This window comes from Bacteroides propionicigenes (genome assembly GCF_018390535.1).
GTDB lineage: Bacteria > Bacteroidota > Bacteroidia > Bacteroidales > Bacteroidaceae > Bacteroides > Bacteroides propionicigenes.
This window is the reverse complement of record NZ_JAHBBW010000013.1, coordinates 92,265-111,522: the sequence shown is the minus strand read 5'-3', so window position 1 is coordinate 111,522 and position 19,258 is coordinate 92,265. Positions and strand designations below refer to the sequence as shown.

Here is a 19,258-nt window from a genome sequence, read left to right as displayed (position 1 = left end):
GGCATTTGGGCTGACAAGTATATTTCATGTGTTCAAAAAACTGCTAATATTGTTTCCATACATAATTATTCAACAAATTTGATGATGATTCAACAAATTTATGGAACGGGTAAACGTATGTTGCGGTCTATTGGAGAAAATAGTGATGGCATATGCGTGGAATGCTTTATTTTTGAAAAAATAAATCTAATAATATGAATGGTATGAGAAACATAGTTTTAGCGGTGTTTGTGTTTGCGCTGTCTTTCCCGGGACAAGTCCGTGCCGGAAATCCTGTTTATTCTGATAAATCCCTGCGTAATGATGCGGAGAAATTGCTGGTAGAGTGGGTGGACGCTTTGCTGACCTATCAATGTGAAGGGCTGCATCCGGTACTTGACGGTGGCATTCTGTGTCCTGCCTGTGCCCGTATCCACGGGCGGATAGGAGATACCGTTTTGCCCTTGATGTATCTGGCGGACAAAACCGGTAATGATAAATATCTGCTTGCCGCTAAAAAACTGATGAAATGGATGGAAAATGTGCACCGTCCGGACGGGGCTTGGATGAACGACGTTCATGTGTCGGATTGGAGTGGGACGACTGTGTTTGCGGCTATCGCTTTGTATGAGGCTTTGCATTATCATGGGCATCTGTTGGATGACTCCACCCGGAATCATTGGAAACGGCAATTACTGGAAGCCGGTGAATTTATGATGAAAAATCCCCAGATGTACAGCCGCCGTATGCAGGGAAAAATGAAACGTCTGAATAATGTGAACTATTCGGCTTCGGTGACATATGCCTTGCAGGCTCTCGGCGAGATGTTCAACCGTCCGGATTTTAAAGAAGAAGCCCGGATTGTGGCTTCAGATTTAAAGAAGTTCTTTACGACGAATGATTTCTTTCTGTACGGTGAAGGACCAAAGATATGGACACCTACAAAAAACGGTTGCCTTCCTGTAGATTTGGGTTATAATATAGAGGAGTCTTTGCCTAATTTTGCCTATTATGCTCTGATGGTGAACGACCGGGAATTATTGTCTGTCGTGGAACGTTCCATGAACACTCATTTGGAATTTATGCTGCCCGACGGAGCATGGGACAACAGTTGGGGGACACGTAGCTTCAAGTGGACATACTGGGGAGGACGCACAAGCGACGGTTTTATGGGCGGTTATTATGCCATGGCGGATAACCATCCGGAGTATCTGGAAGCTATCAACCGCAATATACAGTTATTGAAGAAATCAACATATAACGGTTTGCTTCATGCAGGACGCGACTATCAAGCCTCCGGAATTCCGGCGTGCATTCATCATACATTTGGGCATGCCAAAGCATTGACTGCCTTTTTGGAGCTTCCGCCTGTCAAGACACAGCAGTACAAGGCTTTGCCACGCGACACGGCTTATGGAGTGAAATATTTCCGGGATATTCGTACTTGGTTGGTTGCAGAAGGTCCGTGGCGTTCTACATGTACCGGCTTTGACGCTGAATATAAGGTAAAGGGGACCCATCCGATGGGAGGAGCTGTTTCGCTGTTATGGCATGAAGAGGCAGGCCCGGTATTTGCGGCTACCACAAACCGGTACGAACTGATAGAGGCACCTAATATGCAGAGTAATAGTCGTGAGTATATCATGAGCGGAACTCCTCGCGTGGAAATGGTGCAATACGGAACGGTTTACAGTAATCTGGATGACTTGGATACGGATATAACTTATGTAAAGGAGAAAGATATGCATCGCTTCCATGTCAATACTCATTTGGTAGATGCCGACCAGCAAACTCCGGTTCAAGGTTCAATACCTGTCAACATGGATTATGTATATTCCAAACAAGGGTTGTTGATAGAAGTGGATTACTGTCCTTTGACGGCCTGTTTGGTCTTGCCGGTTATCGCTTCTCCTTCAGAGGTGGTGACTATTACTCCGAAGGGTATGCGTGTTCAAAAAGAGAATGGCATTTTGGAGGTAGTTTGTGTCAGTGGTCAGCTGAAAGTCGCTCCGACCGATAAGGACGGACGGATATTCGTTCCCGTACCGGGTTTTTCTTTTGTACCTTTGCAAGTACTGCCTGAGGAAGGAGATAAGAAAATTCAAGTTAAAATCATATATAATTAATATATTTTTGTTTCTTTGTTCTGTATTAATATGTAATATATATGAGAATTCTTCGGTCTTTGTTAACATTCTTTGGGGCATTCTTGGCCGGTATCGGATATGCCGGTGGTATAGACGATATGCATTTCACACATATTGGCTTGGAAGAAGGCCTTTCACATTGTACGATATTCGGAATAAATCAGGATAAGGAAGGTAATTTGTGGTTTGCTACTTATGACGGGGTTAATAAGTACGATGGCTATAATTTTACCGTCTATCGGCATCAATATACGAATCCCCAAAGCATAGCTTGCGATATTAGCCGTTGCGTCACAGTTGATGACTCCGGAAGGGTATGGATTGGTACAAGAGAGGGATTGTCCCTTTATAACCGGAATCAGGACACTTTCTCGAATTATGTTTATAAAAGAAATGGCTATAAGGTAGCTGTCACCTGTATTGCACCAATGAATGAGGATTATCTGATGTTGGGTACGGCAAATGAAATATTACTGTTTGACATTAATCAGGGGCGTATTCTGAATGATACGCTGCCGCATCCGGCACATTTGCTGAGTGCTACCGCTATGGTTCGTCAAGGAGATAATATTTATATAGGGGCAAAAGAGGCGCTTTATGCTTATTCTTTAACAAAAGGAACCTTAGAGAAGCTATTGGATATGCCGGCGAGCGTTCAGATACATTCGATTTTCTGCCAAATGTTTAGCCGGATATGGATAGCGACGGAAGGTGAAGGGCTGTATATGTATGATACTAAGTCTAAAGCTTTGAAGAATTATAGGCATGAGGAGGGAAATTCCGGCTTGAATTCAAACTATGTTCGTTCTTTGGCTGTGGATCAGCAAAACCGGTTGTGGGTTGGTACTTATGGCGGTTTGAATATTTATGAAGAGAGTAAAGACCGTTTTTTGTCCATAAAGAATTCTATGGTGCAGGACGCGAGTTTGTCACAGAACTCTGTCCGCAGCATCTTTATGGATTCGCAAGGCGGAATGTGGTTGGGCACTTATTGGGGCGGATTGAATTATTATCATCCTTTATGTAATCGCTTCCAGCATATTAAGCATATTCCATTCGCTAATTCAATCAGTGATAATGTGGTCAGTTGCATAGTGGAGGATAAAGCAAAGAACCTATGGATTGGGACTAATGGAGGGGGCTTGAATTTTTATGACAGTGCATCGAAGACTTATAAATGCTATTTATTGAATTCCGGTTCATCCAAAGCTACGTCTTCCAAAGATATAAAAACGGTTTATGTGGATGAGCGGACTGATAATATATATATCGGAGCACATGCCGGCGGCATGATTGTGCTGAACCGTAGGACAGGACAACAAAGATTCTTTAATACCCAAAACAGCGATTTGCCCAGTAATAATGTTTATTCTATTTTACCGGACGGGTATGGAGGGCTTTGGATAGCATCGTTGAATGCTTTAATCCATTATGATATAGCTAATAATCATTTTCAGACGGTGGATAGAGACAGTAAAGGGCATCGTCTGCAAGAGTTTAATGGTGTGTTGTTCCGGGATTCGAAAAGACGTATCTGGGCAGGAGGAGAAATGGGGCTTTCAATTTATAATCAAACCAATACATCTTTGACAATCAATACGGATTATGACATTGCTCCCATATTGCAGAGGTCTTTTATCAATTGTTTTTATGAATCTGCATCCGGGCATATATGGGTTGGAACACGTAATGGACTCTTTGCCCTGAAAGAAAGTACAAAAGACTTTCTGCAATATACAACAGCAGACGGTCTGCCGAGCAATGTTATTTATGGCATATTGGAAGATAGCTATGGACGTTTGTGGATAAGTACCAATCAGGGTTTGAGCTGTCTGAACCCGGAAAATAGAAAATTGCGTAATTTTACTATAGTAGACGGCTTGCAGAGCAATCAGTTCAATGCCGGTTCTTTTTGCCGCATCAGTAATGGAAATATGCTTTTTGGAGGAATTAACGGGATTACTTCATTTCGTCCCGAAACGCTTATAGACAATCCGTATTCTCCCAAGCCGGTTGTAAATAAGTTGTATGTATCCAATAAAGAGGTGCTGCCCGGTGATGAAACCGGTATCCTGAAGAAATGTATAGAGATCGGAGATTATATAACATTGACTTCTTCTCAGAGTTCTTTTGCTATTTCATTTGTCGTTTCAAACTATATTGCCGGAAAGCATAACACTTTTGCCTATAAGTTGGAAGGGTATAATGATTCATGGTACAGCCAGGATAATATAAATCTGGTTTCTTACTCAAACCTGCCTGCAGGAGACTATACATTCTATTTAAAAGCCGCCAATAATGATGGAAAATGGAGTGAGGTGCTCGAAGCTCTCCATATACGGGTGCTTCCGGTATGGTATCGTACCTGGTGGGCGATTTCCGTGTTGGTTGTTTTGTGTGCGGCATTGTTGTTTGGTATATTGCGCTTTTTCTGGTTGCGCAAAAATATGCAGGCTGAGATCCTAATGGAGCGGTTGGATAAAGAGAAGCAGGAAGAAATCAGCCAGATGAAAATTCGTTTTTATATTGACATCTCCCATGAACTTCGCACCCCTCTTACTTTAATTGTTGCTCCGTTACAAGAACTTTTAGAGCGTATTAAAGGGCATTGGGAGCATGAAAAATTATCGTATATTCAACGTAATACCAATCGTTTGCTGCATTTGGTCAATCAGCTCATGGATTATCGCCGTGCCGAATTGGGAATTTTTAAGTTAAGACCGATATATGCTAATGCTTATAAGAAGGTACTGAATTGCTTCCTGAATTATGAAAGCTTGTCAAAACGGAAAGATATAGATTATAATCTGTATACGGAATTGCAGGATGAAGAACTGTTGTTTGATGAAACTTATTTGGATTTAATTGTAAATAACCTGCTTTCAAACGCCTTTAAGTATACAGAAAAAGGAGAATGTATCACGGTACGGCTTTATAAAGAAGATACTAATCTTGTTTTGCAGGTCATTGATACAGGTGTCGGTATCCCGGAAGAAAAACAGAAAAAGATATTCGAACGTTTTTATCAGGTAGAAAACGGACATGAAGGAAGCGGCATCGGTTTGTCTTTAGTTCAGCGGTTGGTAGAGCTACATCATGGGCGGATTGTTTTAGAAAGTAAAGTGGGTGAAGGGTCGACCTTTTCAGTTTATATTCCACAGGATAAATCGGTGTATAGTTCCGAGGAATTGCTTCAACAGGAAGGCGATTCGGAAGAGCAGCGCGCCTACTATACAAATGCGCATGATATCTATGTTGGCGATGAAGAACTGTCGGAGACCAGTGTGTTGACAGATGAAGAAAAGGAAAAACGGGGTACTGTCTTGGTTGTGGATGATAATCAGGAACTTCGACAATATTTGGTAGGTGGGTTGTCAAGTGATTTTAGCTTGTTGGAAGCGGATAATGGGCAGAAGGCATTGGATTTGTTGAAAGGGCAAGAGGTCGATTTGGTTATTACTGATGTAATGATGCCTGTAATGGATGGCGTGAAATTATGTAAAGCTATAAAACAAAATATACGTACTTGCCATATCCCCGTATATATGTTGTCGGCAAAGGCTGACATAAAATATCAGTTGGAGGGACTTCAAGTCGGAGCGGATGATTATATTCCTAAACCTTTCTCCATGCCCATTCTGAAAACTAAGATTCTGAATGTGTTGCGTACTCGTTATCGTGTTTTTGAACGCTACTCCAATACAACGGAAGTGGAGCCTGAGAAGCTGGCGAATAATACAATGGATGAAGAGTTATTAAGAAGAGCTATAACTATCATCGAGAAGAATATGGATAATGTGGAATTCTCAACCGAATTGTTTGCCAGGGAAATGAACATGAGCCGTTCTAATCTTCATTTGAAGTTGAAAGCGATTACCGGTAAGTCAGCTATAGACTTTATCCATAAAATAAGATTTAACCGTGCGTGTCAATTATTGAAAGAGGGTAAATATTCTGTTTCGGAGATTAGTTTTATGGTAGGTTATAACTCGCCTTCTTATTTTGCCGCGCGTTTTAAGAAATATATGGGATGTTTGCCTACGGAGTATGGGAAAAATAATATATGATGTTACTATGAACAAGCGAATTATGCTATTTGTGCAGCTGGTTTGTCTCTCACTGACGTTGTGGGGGCAAACGAATATGTCCGGATTTTCCATAACAAAGGAGGATAGTTTGCAGCATGAGGGCAAATCCGTGGAACTTATCAAGATAGTAAATAAAAACGGAATGACTGTTAAAGTGACAAACTATGCGGCTTCCTTAGCATATGTGTCCGCACCGGACAGAAATGGTGTGTTTGAACCGGTGGTTTTAGGGCTTGATAGCCTGTGTTACTACTTTGGCAGGCAACCTAAGCTTGGCGCTACGGTAGGACGTTTTGCCAATAGAATTAAAAATGCGGAACTAGCTTTGGACGGTAAAGTCTATCATTTAGATAAAAACAGTAAGGAACACTCTATTCATGGCGGTATAAAAGGGTTTCATTTGCAAGTCTTTAAGACAGATACTTGTTATACCGCAGGAGATACGGCGATTGTCGTGTTTAAATATCTCAGTCCCGATATGGAAGGTGGCTTCCCCGGAAATCTCAGCCTTTCATTGGCTTATAAATTTACTAATGACAATGAGCTTATTTTGGATTATGTTGCATCTACGGATAAGCCTACTGTAATAAACCTGACCAATCATAGCTATTTTAATTTGACGGGGTGCAAAGAATCAATCTTGAATCATTATTATATGATTAAGGGAGATTCTATTACATTGGTAAACTCTACAGGCATACCGACCGGAGAACTTATGTCTGTAGTGGGAACGAAATATGATTTTAGAACCTTACAACCTATAAAACGGCGTATAGAGCAATCAGGAAAGGGATATGATACCAATTACAAACTCAATAAAGCGCCGGGTAGTTTGGCATTTGTAGCCCAAGTAGTGGATTCTGTGTCCGGTAGAGTTTTGAAAGCATATACTACGGAACCGGGAATGCAGTTTTATACCCCCGGTTCGGACTTGAGTTATCTGAAAGGAGTTGGGCATTTGCGCTATGGAAAGTTTTTCGGGTTTTGTCTTGAGATGCAGCATTTTCCGGATTCTCCGCATCATCCGCAATTTCCTACAACTGTATTGTTACCCGGAGAAACCTATCGCCAAACGACTATATATAAATTTGAAATATTATAAGTATTTAAATAATTATCAAACAAAAACAGATTATGAAAACAAAAAATTGGAAAAAGTATGTATGCTTGGCTGGAATTTTTTTATTTATGCTTCCCGGAATATACGCTGCACAAGATGGAAACGGTAGGACAGCAGGTGAACCGATAAAAAAAACACGCAGTGAAACTTTTATTAGCGGAGAAAAAGAATGGGAACCGGCCGGTACGGGTGTTACTCGCCAGATTATGGGTTATGACGGACAAGTGATGCTGGTGAAAGTGAAGTTTGAGAAAGGAGCTATAGGAACCCCTCATGCCCATTACCATACGCAAACGACTTATGTGGCAAGCGGAAAGTTTGAGTTTACAGTAGGGAATGAGAAGAAAATAGTGAAAGCCGGTGATGGCATTTATATTGAACCGGATATTCTGCATGGTTGTGTTTGTTTGGAGCCGGGTGTGCTCATAGATTGTTTTGCTCCGATGAGAGCTGATTTTTTGAAATAAAATTAGTGGCAGACTTAGTAGAAAAGACAGCTTGATTAACGAATATTAGTACGACAAGAGATATTTACTTGATAAAGAAAAACGAGCCTGTGTATATGTGTGGCCTTGTTTTCAATACAAAAATATCCTTTATTGTACAAAAATAGCATTTGAAAAGTGTAAAAGTGTGATGAATAAAAACAATACTTTTACACTTTTTTTAGCATTTGCAGTATGTTTGCTGTCGAAAAAATTATTTCTAACGTAGAACCTTAGATTTATTTATTATGTACAAATTAAAAGAACTATTTTTAATGTTAATCCTCGTCTTTGTGAGTATGTCTGTATATGCGCAAAGTTTGACTGTAACCGGAAAAGTCATTGATAACGAAGGATATGAAGTAATCGGTGGTAGTGTTACTATTAAAGGTGCTGCCGGTGTAGGAACAGTTACAGACGTGAATGGTAACTATTCTTTGAAAGTAAATGATGCATCTAAAGATGTGTTGGTATTTTCGTATGTGGGTATGACTCCCCAAGAAGTAAAGGTTAATGGTAAAAACGTAATCGATGTAACATTGAAAGCTGACGCTGTAATGTTGGATGAAGTGGTCGCAATCGGTTATGCTACAGTTAAACGTAAAGATTTAACAGGGTCTGTAGCATCAGTTAACAGCAAAGAACTATCTAAAGTGCCAACGAGTGATATAACCCAAGCATTGGCAGGACGTATGGCCGGTGTGCAGGTGACACAGAGTGAAGGCGCTCCCGGTTCATCTATCTCAATTCGTGTTCGTGGAGGTATTTCTATTACTCAGAGTAATGAACCTCTTTACATCATTGACGGTTTCCCCAGTGAAGACGGTATGTCTACTCTTGACCCGGCGGAAATTGAAACGATTGACATTTTGAAGGATGCTTCCGCTACCGCTATTTATGGTGCTCGTGGTGCGAATGGTGTTGTTGTTATTACTACAAAGAGTGGTGGTAAAGACGGTAAGGCTACTGTTACTTTCGATAGTTATGTAGGCTTTAAGAAAGTAGCCAAGAAATTGGATGTACTTTCTACCAGAGAGTTTGCCATGTTGGATTATGAACGTCGTTATTATAGTGCTCTTACGGCTAAAAACAGTACTCAGGAAAACTTGGATAAAGCTGTTGCTGATTTTGAAAAGCTATATGGAAAGTATGCTGACATCGATGCTAACTATGCTAACCGTGCAGGTATCGATTGGCAGGATGAAACATTGGGACGTACTGCATTGACGCAGAATTATCGCGTAGGTGTTTCAGGCGGAACAGACAAGTTGAATTATAACTTGGCGTATTCTTATTATGATGAAGAGGGAGCTATGGTGTACAGTGGTAACAAGAAGCATAACATCTCGTTCAGTATGAATCATAAACTGAACGAACGTTTAAGCGTTAATGCTCGTGTTAGCTATGACCAAATGAAAATTTACGGTATGGGTACCTCCGAAGGTGGTGACCGTTTCAATAAAATGCAGCACATCCTGCAGTACCGTCCGATGGTAGGTATCGGTGGTACAGACGATTTGTTGTTAGGTGATGAAGACCCGCTTTTGGTGGATGATACCGGTAATGTGATGCAGAATCCTTTACTTTCTGCTGCCGAAGAGACTAAAGACCGTGAATATCGTACATTCCAGGCTAATGGAGGTTTCACTTTGAAATTGTTTAAAGGATTCTCTTTCCGTAACACAACGGGTATGCGCTATCAAACACGTCGCAATGATATATTCTATGGTGATAAGTCTATAACAGCTAAGCGTTCAAGTATTAATGGTAGCATTGAGAATATAGAAAACGGTAGCTTCCAAACGTCGAATGTGTTGAATTATAACTGGTCTGGCAAGGGACACGATATAACTGCCATGGTTGGTCAGGAATACGTTAATCGTTGGAACCGTCGCTTTTCGGCTGCTGCCGCCAACTTTCCGAACGATGATATAGGTTTGGGCGACCTTTCGTTGGGCTTGCCGACTGCGGTTTCGTCTTCCGAAAATTACGATGATAAGCTGCTTTCTTTCTTTGCACGTTTCAACTACGATTTCAGAGACAAATATTTGTTTACTGCTTCGTTCCGTGCAGACGGTTCTTCTAAGTTCGGTAAGAATAACAAGTGGGGATATTTCCCTGCATTCTCTGCAGCTTGGCGTTTGGGCGAAGAAGAGTTTATTAAGGATTTGAACATCTTCTCTGACTTGAAAGTGCGTGTGGGTTATGGTATGGCCGGTAACAACCGTATTGACAGTTATCTGAGCTTGCCGATGCTAAGTTCGGTTACTTATCCTAACGGTGACTCTACACAGCCCGGTTATATATCCAAGCAGATACCTAATCCCGATCTTAAATGGGAAGCTAACAAAACATTCAACTTTGGTCTCGACTTCGGTTTCTTTAACCAACGCCTGACTATTTCTCCTGAGTTTTATATCAACCGCAGTAGCAATCTGTTGTTGAGTGCCAAATTGCCTACGTCATCCGGTTATGATACGATGGTTATCAATGCCGGTGAAACGGAAAATAAGGGTATTGACTTGACAATCAATTCTACCAACATCATGACTAAAGACTTCACTTGGAATACAGCTGTAACGGTTTCACACAATAAGAACTCGGTAAAACAGTTGACCGGTGAAGATGTACAACTTTGGGAAGCTAACTTCGGTTACAACCAGAATACGCATATTATCGGTGTGAATCAGCCATTAGGACAGATGTATGGATATGTAACAGACGGTCTGTATCAGGTATCTGACTTTGATTATGATGCAGCTTCAAATACTTATACGTTAAAAGATGGTATACCTTATTCCGGTAAAAAGGCAGATGTCAAACCGGGTATGTGGAAATTCAAGAATGTAGATGGTAGCGAAGACAACAAGATTACAGAAAATGACAAGACTGTGATTGGTAACGCTTATCCCAAGTTCTACGGTGGTATCAACAATACTTTCACTTATAAAGACTTCGATTTGAGTATCTTTTTGACTTACAGCTTTGGCAACGATGTGTTCAATGCTACCAAGCTGACAAATACTAAGACTGCTTTGCAGAATAAAAATGTATTGGATATCGCCAACTCCAGCAACCGTTGGGTAATGGTGAACAAGAAGGGTGAATGGATTACAGATCCCCAAGAAATGGAAGAAATGAATAGAGGCAAAACAATTGCTGCCGTATATGACAATGAGATTGGTGATACTTATATTCATTCATGGGCTGTAGAAGACGGTTCTTATTTGAAGTTGAGTAATATCACGTTGGGTTATACATTCCCGAGAAAGATGCTCAATAAGATTGGTATCAGTAAACTGCGTCTTTATGCTACAGGTTCCAATCTGTTGACTTGGACTAAATATTCAGGTTTTGATCCTGAAGTTTCTACAATGGGTAACGGTTTGACGCCGGGTGTGGACTTTGGTGCTTATCCTAAGAGCCGCTCGTTCGTTTTCGGTATTAATTTAGCTTTCTAATAACCTTAAAAGGAGAATAAGATGAAAAAATATAAAATGATTGCGCTCAGCGCACTGATTGCAGTAGGATTCACCTCTTGCGAATTGGATGAAAAACCTACTTCTTACTATGAGAAGGATGCTTATTTTCAGACATATAATCATGCAAAAATGGCAGTGGTGGGTATTTATGACTGTTTGGCCATAGATAAACATTATGGACAGTTTGAAATGGCTATGCCGGCTTCGGATGATACCTATTATATAAATGGTACCGGAACAGACAATACGCGCCGTGATATTGCGCATTATACAGTGAAAACAACCAATACGTGGATTGCCGATTTGTGGAAGTATAAGTATATGGGTATAGACCGTGCCAATTACGCCATTGAGAATATTAAGAAAATGGAAGGGTATGAAGAAAGTACCGAACTGCAGGAACTGGTAGCTGAAGCGCGTTTCTTGCGTGCATTCTTGGCTTTCGACTTGGTTAAATATTGGGGAGATGTCCCATTTAAAACCGAATATACTTTTTCATATAATGATATTAACAATGGTCGTGTAAGTCGTGAAGAAATATATGATTACATTATTGACGACTTGAATTTTGCAAAAAACAACTTGCAACAAGCAAGTGCGGAACTTTCTCCGGAAGTTCCTTCACAGGGAGCAGCTCATGCTTTATTGATGCGTGTCTATTTGCAACGTGCCGGTTACAGCTTGCAACAAAATGGAAACCTTACTCGACCGGACGAAGCAAAACGTAAAGAATATTTTGAGGCTGTAATCACAGAATGGACTACTTTCCAGAGCAAAGGTTATCATGGCTTTTATGACGGCGACAACAGTTTTAAAGAATTGTTTATCGGCTATTCAGCCGGTGTCTTGAACTCTAAAGAAAGTCTGTGGGAAATAGCCTTTAATCCTACGGGAAGCGGTTATAAAGATAACTCCGGAACTTGGGCTACGTATAACGGACCGTTGGTGGAAGCTCCGGGTGCAGGCGCTCCGAAAGAAGTCATGGGACGTGCCAATGCTTTCTTCCGTGTGATGCCTGCTTGGAAAGATTTCTTCGAAGCAAATGATAAGCGCAGGGATGTAATGATATGTGATTATCAATACAAATGGGATGCAGATAAAAAGGCGCATAAAAAGACTGTAAATAAGAAACTGCAGGATTGGTATCCGGGTAAGTGGCGTAGAGAGTGGATGCCGTTGGGCTTTATAGATCCTAACAATACAGGTGTCAACTATTGTCCTTTGCGCTACGCTGATGTAGTGTTGATGGCAGCCGAGGCTTATAATGAAACAGGTAACACCCCGAAAGCTTGGGAACTGTTAAACGATGTTAGAGGGCGTGCGGGTGCTACTAAAACTAATTCTTTGCAAGAATATAAGAATGTGCAAAAGAAGTTGTACGATCTGCCTTTCTTCAATGGTGGCGACAATGCTGATAATTTCCGTACTGCCCTTTATTGGGAGCGTGGCTTTGAATTGGCTTTTGAAGGTCAGCGAAAATATGATTTATTGCGTTGGGGTATCTTGGGCGATGCATTGAAGTTGTTCCAAACTAAGATGGATAAATCATTGAATGGTAAATATGTGGCTGGTGACAACTTTGTGAAAGGCAAGCATGAACTCTTCCCTATACCATTGGGAGAATTACAAGCTAATCCTGCTTTGAATAACCAAAATAATCCCGGTTATGAATAAATAGGTTTATTGTTATAGACGAATAGCAGAGATAATTCTGCTTTGAATATTGAAAGGTGTTTCAGGGTTGGCAAAGCCACAAAGCTATTTTGTTTTGTGTCAACCCTGTTAAACATCTTTTTGACTTTTCAGAGATTGTAAACATACCAATTGAAATGAGTTGTTCGATTGATAAAATAAAATAGGAGATAGTATACGAAATGAAAAAAATATCATCGTTTAGTTTTATTCTTATAATATTGTGCGGATTCTCTGCTTGTTCTTCCAAACAATCAAGTGAGGATTATACTTGGCTGAAGCACGCCATAGATGTTTCTGCCGAACAGCTGAAATATACTGTGAATGATGTGGGAGATTCCGTTTGGCTGCCCCGTTCTGTTTGGACAAGTTATGGTACAGACTTTTTGTGTACCCAATTAGAGAAAGAACCGCTAACTTTTGCAGACTCCTTGCGGGTGAAGCCTGTTAAAGGGGAAGTAGGCTCCCGTCGTTATTGCTTTTCTATTTATGATTGGACGAGTGGTTTCTTTCCGGGTAATTTATGGTATGCTTACCAACTGACGGGTGATGAAGGACTGAAAAAGGACGCTGTCAAGTTCACAAACTACTTATATCCTTTGCGTGAATATAAAGGTACGCATGACATCGGTTTTATGATGAACTGCAGTTACGGTAATGCTTATCGCCTGTGTCCGGCTGACAGTGTTCGCCAAGCACTGGTACAGACTGCCGATAACTTGTGCGGTCGTTTTAACCCGGAAATAGGTTGCATCCGTTCATGGGATTTCGGTAAATGGAATTTCCCTGTTATCATTGATAATATGATGAATCTGGATTTGTTGTTCTATGTCAGTCATCTCACCGGTGATGATAAATATAAGGAGCTTGCCCTGAAACATGCAAAAACAACGATGAATAATCATTTTAGGGATGATTGTTCATCCTATCATGTAGTCAGCTATAATAATGACGGAACAGTAGAAAAGAAATGTACGCATCAAGGGCAGAATGACAACTCTTCATGGGCACGCGGACAGGCATGGGGTGTATATGGCTATACATCTTGTTATCGTGAATCAAAAGATGCAGGATTCCTGCAACAAGCTAAGAATATAGCCGCGCTGATTATGGAACGTGTAAAAACCGATGATGCAATTCCTTTGTGGGATTATGATGCACCGGATATCTCCCAGACACCTCGTGACGCATCTGCCGCTTCTATTACCGCTTCTGCCTTTATAGAACTGAGTACGCTGACCGAAGACGGGCAAATCTATTTTGATTATGCTGAAAAGTTGCTCAAAAGCCTTTCATCGGATGTCTATCTGGCAAAGGTAGGTACCAATCAAGGTTTTATATTGATGCATTCTACCGGGTCATTACCCAATGGTTCTGAAATAGATACACCGATTAACTATGCCGACTATTACTATCTGGAGGCATTGCTTCGTTATATGCAGGTGAAAGGCATTGATTACAAGAATATTTAATCTTATTATTTATATATCATGAAAGTAGTAAAATACATTTTAAGCGCTCTCTTCTTGGCTATTACCATTGTTGTAGATGCACAGCAGCTCCGGAAAGAAGCTTTTGAACTGCTGAATCTGGATTATCCGGGTTTGGAGAAAGTAAAAACAGCGTACTCACAACAGAAATGGAATGAAGCCGCACAAGAGTTATTGAATTATTACCGTAACCGTACAAATATCATACATCCCGACGTTGACTTGAAGAACCTCACCCTGTCAAAAGAAGAACAGAAATGGGCGGACGATGCTTTGGAGCACACTTTTTTTGTACATAAAGGCTATCAGCCCTCATACAACTACGGTAAGGATATCAACTGGGAATATTGGCCTGTGAAGGATAATGAGTTGCGTTGGCAGCTTCACCGCCACAAATGGTTTACCCCTATGGGTAAGGCCTATCGTATGTCGGGTGATGAGAAGTATGCCAAGGAATGGGCTTTTCAATATCTCGATTGGATTAAAAAGAATCCGCTGACTCAGGTCAAGAAAGAAGAGTTCGAGTTGGTCAGTGCCGGCGAGATAAGAGACAACGCGGATAATGTTCGTTTTGCATGGCGCCCGCTGGAAGTTAGTAATCGTCTGCAGGACCAGACCGGTCAGTTCCTTTTGTTCTGCACATCAAAGGCATTTACACCGGAATTCCTGACAGAGTTTCTGGTGAATTACCACCGCCACGGTGAATTTATTTTAGGGAATTACTCGGACCAAGGTAATCACCTGCTGTTTGAAGCGCAGCGTATGGTATATGCCGGTGTTTTCTTCCCGGAATTCAAAGATGCCGTCGCTTGGAGAGAGAGTGGAATTAATATTCTGAATCGCGAAATCAAGAAGCAAGTATATAATGACGGCGGTCAGTATGAGTTAGACCCTCACTATCACTTGGCGGCAATCAATATATTCTGCAAGGCTCTGCGTATGGCGGATTGTAATGGATTTCGCAATGAATTCCCGACAGAATATTTGGATACAATAAAGAGTATGATTGAGTTTTATACCAATATTTGTTTTCCCGATTATACCAATCCTTGTTTCAGTGATGCCAAGTTAGGCGATTATAAGTCTGAACTTGCCAATTACCGTGACTGGCTCGCGCTCTTTCCGGAGAATGAGTGGATACGCTATTATGCCACAGAAGGTCGTGAAGGCTCTACTTTGCCTTATCTGTCTCATGGTGCGTTGACATCGGGTTTCTTCACTTTCAGAAATGGTTGGAAAAAGGATGCGACCGTAATGGTAGTGAAAGCCGGCCCTAAGGGTGAATGGCATTGCCAACCGGATAACGGTACTTTCGAACTTTGGTTTAACGGCAAGAATCTGTTCCCCGATTCGGGTGCATATGTCTATGCAGGAGATGCTGAAGTGATGAAACTGCGCAATTGGTTCCGCCAGACACGTGTGCACAATACGTTGACGTTGGATGGCCGTAACCTTGAGACTACACAGTCTGCAACCAAGTTATGGCAACCGGAAGGTAAGGAACAAATCTTGGTTACTGAAAATCCGAGTTACAAAGGTTTGAAGCATCGTCGTACGGTATTCTTTGTCGACCGGACCTATTATGTCATAGTAGATGAGGCGGTTGGTGATGCTGAAGGAACGGTTAACCTGAATTATCACTTCTGTGAGGGCACGGTGAATATCGATGCAAAGAAGAATATGATAACCACGGCATACGAAGGTCCGAGTAATGTGAAGTTGCAATGCTTCCCGGAAATGAAAGCCTCCTTGAAAGAGATAGAAGGCTGGCGTTCCACCGCCTATCGCCAACGCGTACCCCGCACTTCCTTGTCTTTCGATGTAAACAAGGGCAATGCGGATGCCATACGTTATATAACGATTATTTATCCGGTAAAAGATGTTGCTGCCTATCCGGTTCTTAAGGCAAAATTCTTGAACAAGGGTTTTGATGAGAAAGGCGTGAAGGTGGAAGTTTCTGTTAACGGTACGACTCGCCGGTTGGAATCTCTGTTGAAGTAAACCAAATGAGTGTTTAAGAAACAAGGATTCTCTGCCCGAACTTGATATTTAGCAGGAGAATACTTATATTTGCTACCAATCATTCAGAAAACATATCTATGGACAATAAATTTGTAGTAAATATAGGTCGTCAGTTGGGTAGCGGCGGACGAGAGATAGGAGAGAAGCTGGCTGTCCGGTTGGGCATTGACTTCTATGATAAAGAACTGATTAATCTTGCTTCCGAAGAAAGCGGATTATGCAGGGAGTTTTTCGAGAAAGCCGATGAAAAGGCTTCTCAGGGAATTATAGGCGGCTTGTTTGGTATGCGCTTCCCGTTTATCAGCGACGGGGCCATGCCTGCAACCAATTGCTTGAGTAACGATGCACTGTTTAAGGTGCAAAGCGATGTGATACGCAAACTGGCTTCCGAGAAGTCCTGTCTGTTCGTCGGGCGTTGTGCCGACTATATTCTGCGGGATAATCCGCGTTGTGTCAACATCTTTATCTCCGCATCGCGTGAAGATCGTATAGCCCGTTTATGCCGTCTGCACTCTATCTCCGAGAATGCAGCAGAGGAGAAGATGAACAAAGCGGATAAACGACGTGCGGAATATTATAACTACTATAGTTATAAGACTTGGGGAGCGGCAGCCACCTATCATCTGTGCATTGACTCGTCTGTATTGGGAATTGATGAAACGGTCGGTTATATAGAAGGGTTCATAAGGAAGAAGCTGAATTTATGAAAAGCCCGCTAAATAAACTTTATAATAATTGAAAATAAACGGTGATGTGCCAAAACGAATGAGAACTAAAATTCGTTTTGGCACATCACCATTTATTAATAGCGTTGAAAACGCTTTGAACCAATTTCTACATCATTGCCAGCAGTATCATCTGTCCTGCCAGAATACGCAGGAACATCGTCAACGGATAAACCGTAGAATAGCCTACTGACGGCGCATCGTTACCCGATGCCTGATTGGAATATGCCAATGCGGGCGGGTCGGTATTACTACCGGCAATCAAACCCATTAACGTGAAGTAGTTTACCTTGCAATAAAGGCGGGCTATAATGCCGATTACCAGCAATGGAATGGTTGTAATCAAGAAACCATAACCTACATACGACAAACCGCTTCCTTCCACTACTGTCTGTACAAAATGCTCTCCCGCTTCTATACCTACACTGGCAAGGAAGAGCACGATACCTATTTCACGCAACATCAAGTTAGCGCTCATGGTAGTGTACGTCACAAGATGCAGTTTATGTCCGAAGCGTCCGATAAGGATAGCCACAACCAGCGGGCCGCCTGCCAGACCTAACTTCACCGGAGTCGGCATACCGGGGAATGCGATAGGAAGGCTACCCAGCAAGATACCGAGGAATATGCCGACGAAGATGGTTACGATGTTCGGTGTGTCCAAACGTTTCAATTGGTTACCCAATACGCCGGCTACACGCTCTACGGCATCCTGTTGGCCTACGACCATTACGCGGTCACCTACTTGGAGTACAAGGTTGGGATCGGCAAACAAGTCCATACCCGAACGGTTGATGCGTGTTACATTTACGCCGTACATACTGCGGAAGTGCATGCTTCCCAGTTTCTTTCCATTGATTTCCGATTTGGTAACCAAGATACGTCGTGACACCATAGGAGTGTCCTGCTTTTCCCAATCCACTTGGATTTCCTTACCGATAAAGGCAGTCACAGCCTCAGCATCCTCTTCGGAACATACAATAAACAACTGGTCGCCGATATGGAATTCCGTATCTTGATTCGGGATGCTGACGTGTCCTTCATGGCGAATGCGGGAGCATACGAAAGAGCGTCCCAAAAAGTCCTTTACCTGAATCAGCTTCTTGCCGTCGATAGCCTCATTACGCACTTCCAAATGCAGCATATGCGGCATATGCTTCATATCTGCTTCTTGCGTATTAAGCTGTTCTTCTTCTTTCTTCAAGTTAATGCGGCAGATATAGCGTACGGCGATAATGGAGCCGATGATGCCGACTACACCAAGCGGGTAAGCACAGGCATATCCCAGCGCAATTGGGTCTCCTGTATAATTCAGCTGGTTCAGCGCTTCTTGGGCAGCACCCAAACCGGGAGTATTGGTTACGGCTCCGTACAGAATACCTACTATCATCGGCAGGTCTATATTTCCGTCGATGAAGTAAATGCTCAGTGCGACAATGATATTCAGTGCTACAATACCCACAGCAAGCATATTCAGCGTCATACCTCCTTTCTTGAAAGAAGAGAAGAACGACGGTCCTACTTGCAGACCGATACAGAACACAAATAAAATCAAACCGAATTCGCGGATGAAATGTAAAATGTGTGTTTCACCTGTAAATCCAAAATGTCCCATTAGAATACCGGTGAAGAGTACAAATGTGACTCCCAGCGATACCCCGAAAACTTTAATCTTGCCCAACAGTACCCCCACAGATATAACGAATGCATATAAGCAAACGATATGAGCGACGGATGAAGGGTCCCAAAGAAGACTTTCTAACCAGTTCATAGTACCTTATTATATGTTGCTTTTAAAATTTTTGCGCAAAATTACTTAATAAAGAGGAGCTAACAAAGGGTTTGCCTTTCTTTTTGTAATACCAACTTTGCAAAAACAAGGCGTATGCGGGGAATATGTCTGAAATAAGGATAAACATAGTGCCATCTGTAAGTGCAATTTTCCCTAAAAAGCCTTTTTGTTTTAAGTATTTCCTTATATTTGCAAGTCTCTTGATGACAAAATGAATACTATTCATCTATTTTAAT

At 41.7% G+C, this 19,258-nt stretch carries 11 protein-coding genes; 9 read left to right on the top strand and 2 right to left on the bottom strand.

Going from position 1 to position 19,258, the window contains the following annotated elements; genetic code table 11:
- The first annotated feature begins 203 nt into the window (after window positions 1-203).
- From KG118_RS14575 to KG118_RS14535, 9 genes are all read left to right on the top strand, one after another.
- Window positions 204-2,105: a hypothetical protein gene (locus KG118_RS14575; protein WP_117710967.1), complete on the top strand. Its 1,902-nt coding sequence runs from the start codon at window positions 204-206 to the stop codon at window positions 2,103-2,105.
- A 41-nt stretch (window positions 2,106-2,146) separates the two neighbouring features.
- Window positions 2,147-6,193 (top strand): two-component regulator propeller domain-containing protein, encoded by a 4,047-nt coding sequence (locus KG118_RS14570; protein WP_117710872.1) that lies wholly within the window; start codon window positions 2,147-2,149, stop codon window positions 6,191-6,193.
- A 7-nt stretch (window positions 6,194-6,200) separates the two neighbouring features.
- Complete coding sequence (locus KG118_RS14565; RefSeq protein WP_117710966.1) at window positions 6,201-7,316, top strand: aldose epimerase family protein; 1,116 nt, start codon at window positions 6,201-6,203, stop codon at window positions 7,314-7,316.
- Window positions 7,317-7,348: 32 nt separating this feature from the next.
- On the top strand, window positions 7,349-7,801 hold the full coding sequence (locus KG118_RS14560; protein WP_117710871.1) for a cupin domain-containing protein: 453 nt from the start codon (window positions 7,349-7,351) through the stop codon (window positions 7,799-7,801).
- Window positions 7,802-8,067: 266 nt separating this feature from the next.
- Window positions 8,068-11,280 (top strand): SusC/RagA family TonB-linked outer membrane protein, encoded by a 3,213-nt coding sequence (locus tag KG118_RS14555; protein WP_213388559.1) that lies wholly within the window; start codon window positions 8,068-8,070, stop codon window positions 11,278-11,280.
- 21 nt (window positions 11,281-11,301) lie between these two features.
- The gene (locus tag KG118_RS14550; protein ID WP_117710870.1) at window positions 11,302-12,975 is read left to right on the top strand and encodes a RagB/SusD family nutrient uptake outer membrane protein; all 1,674 of its coding nucleotides are present in this window, start codon (window positions 11,302-11,304) and stop codon (window positions 12,973-12,975) included.
- A 200-nt stretch (window positions 12,976-13,175) separates the two neighbouring features.
- On the top strand, window positions 13,176-14,465 hold the full coding sequence (locus tag KG118_RS14545; RefSeq protein ID WP_117710869.1) for a DUF4995 domain-containing protein: 1,290 nt from the start codon (window positions 13,176-13,178) through the stop codon (window positions 14,463-14,465).
- An 18-nt stretch (window positions 14,466-14,483) separates the two neighbouring features.
- A complete protein-coding gene (gene hepC / locus KG118_RS14540; protein WP_117710868.1) occupies window positions 14,484-16,484 on the top strand; it encodes a heparin-sulfate lyase HepC in 2,001 nt (666 codons plus the stop codon).
- Window positions 16,485-16,582: 98 nt separating this feature from the next.
- A complete protein-coding gene (locus tag KG118_RS14535; RefSeq protein WP_117710867.1) occupies window positions 16,583-17,212 on the top strand; it encodes a cytidylate kinase-like family protein in 630 nt (209 codons plus the stop codon).
- A 127-nt stretch (window positions 17,213-17,339) separates the two neighbouring features.
- Here KG118_RS14535 and KG118_RS14530 read toward each other — a convergent pair whose 3' ends face one another.
- Together KG118_RS14530 and KG118_RS14525 are read right to left on the bottom strand one after the other, a co-directional pair.
- Window positions 17,340-19,001, bottom strand: a complete 1,662-nt coding sequence (locus tag KG118_RS14530; protein ID WP_117710866.1) for a putative transporter — start codon at window positions 18,999-19,001, stop codon at window positions 17,340-17,342.
- 22 nt (window positions 19,002-19,023) lie between these two features.
- On the bottom strand, window positions 19,024-19,248 hold the full coding sequence (locus tag KG118_RS14525) for a hypothetical protein (protein ID WP_117710865.1): 225 nt from the start codon (window positions 19,246-19,248) through the stop codon (window positions 19,024-19,026).
- Window positions 19,249-19,258: the final 10 nt, after the last annotated feature.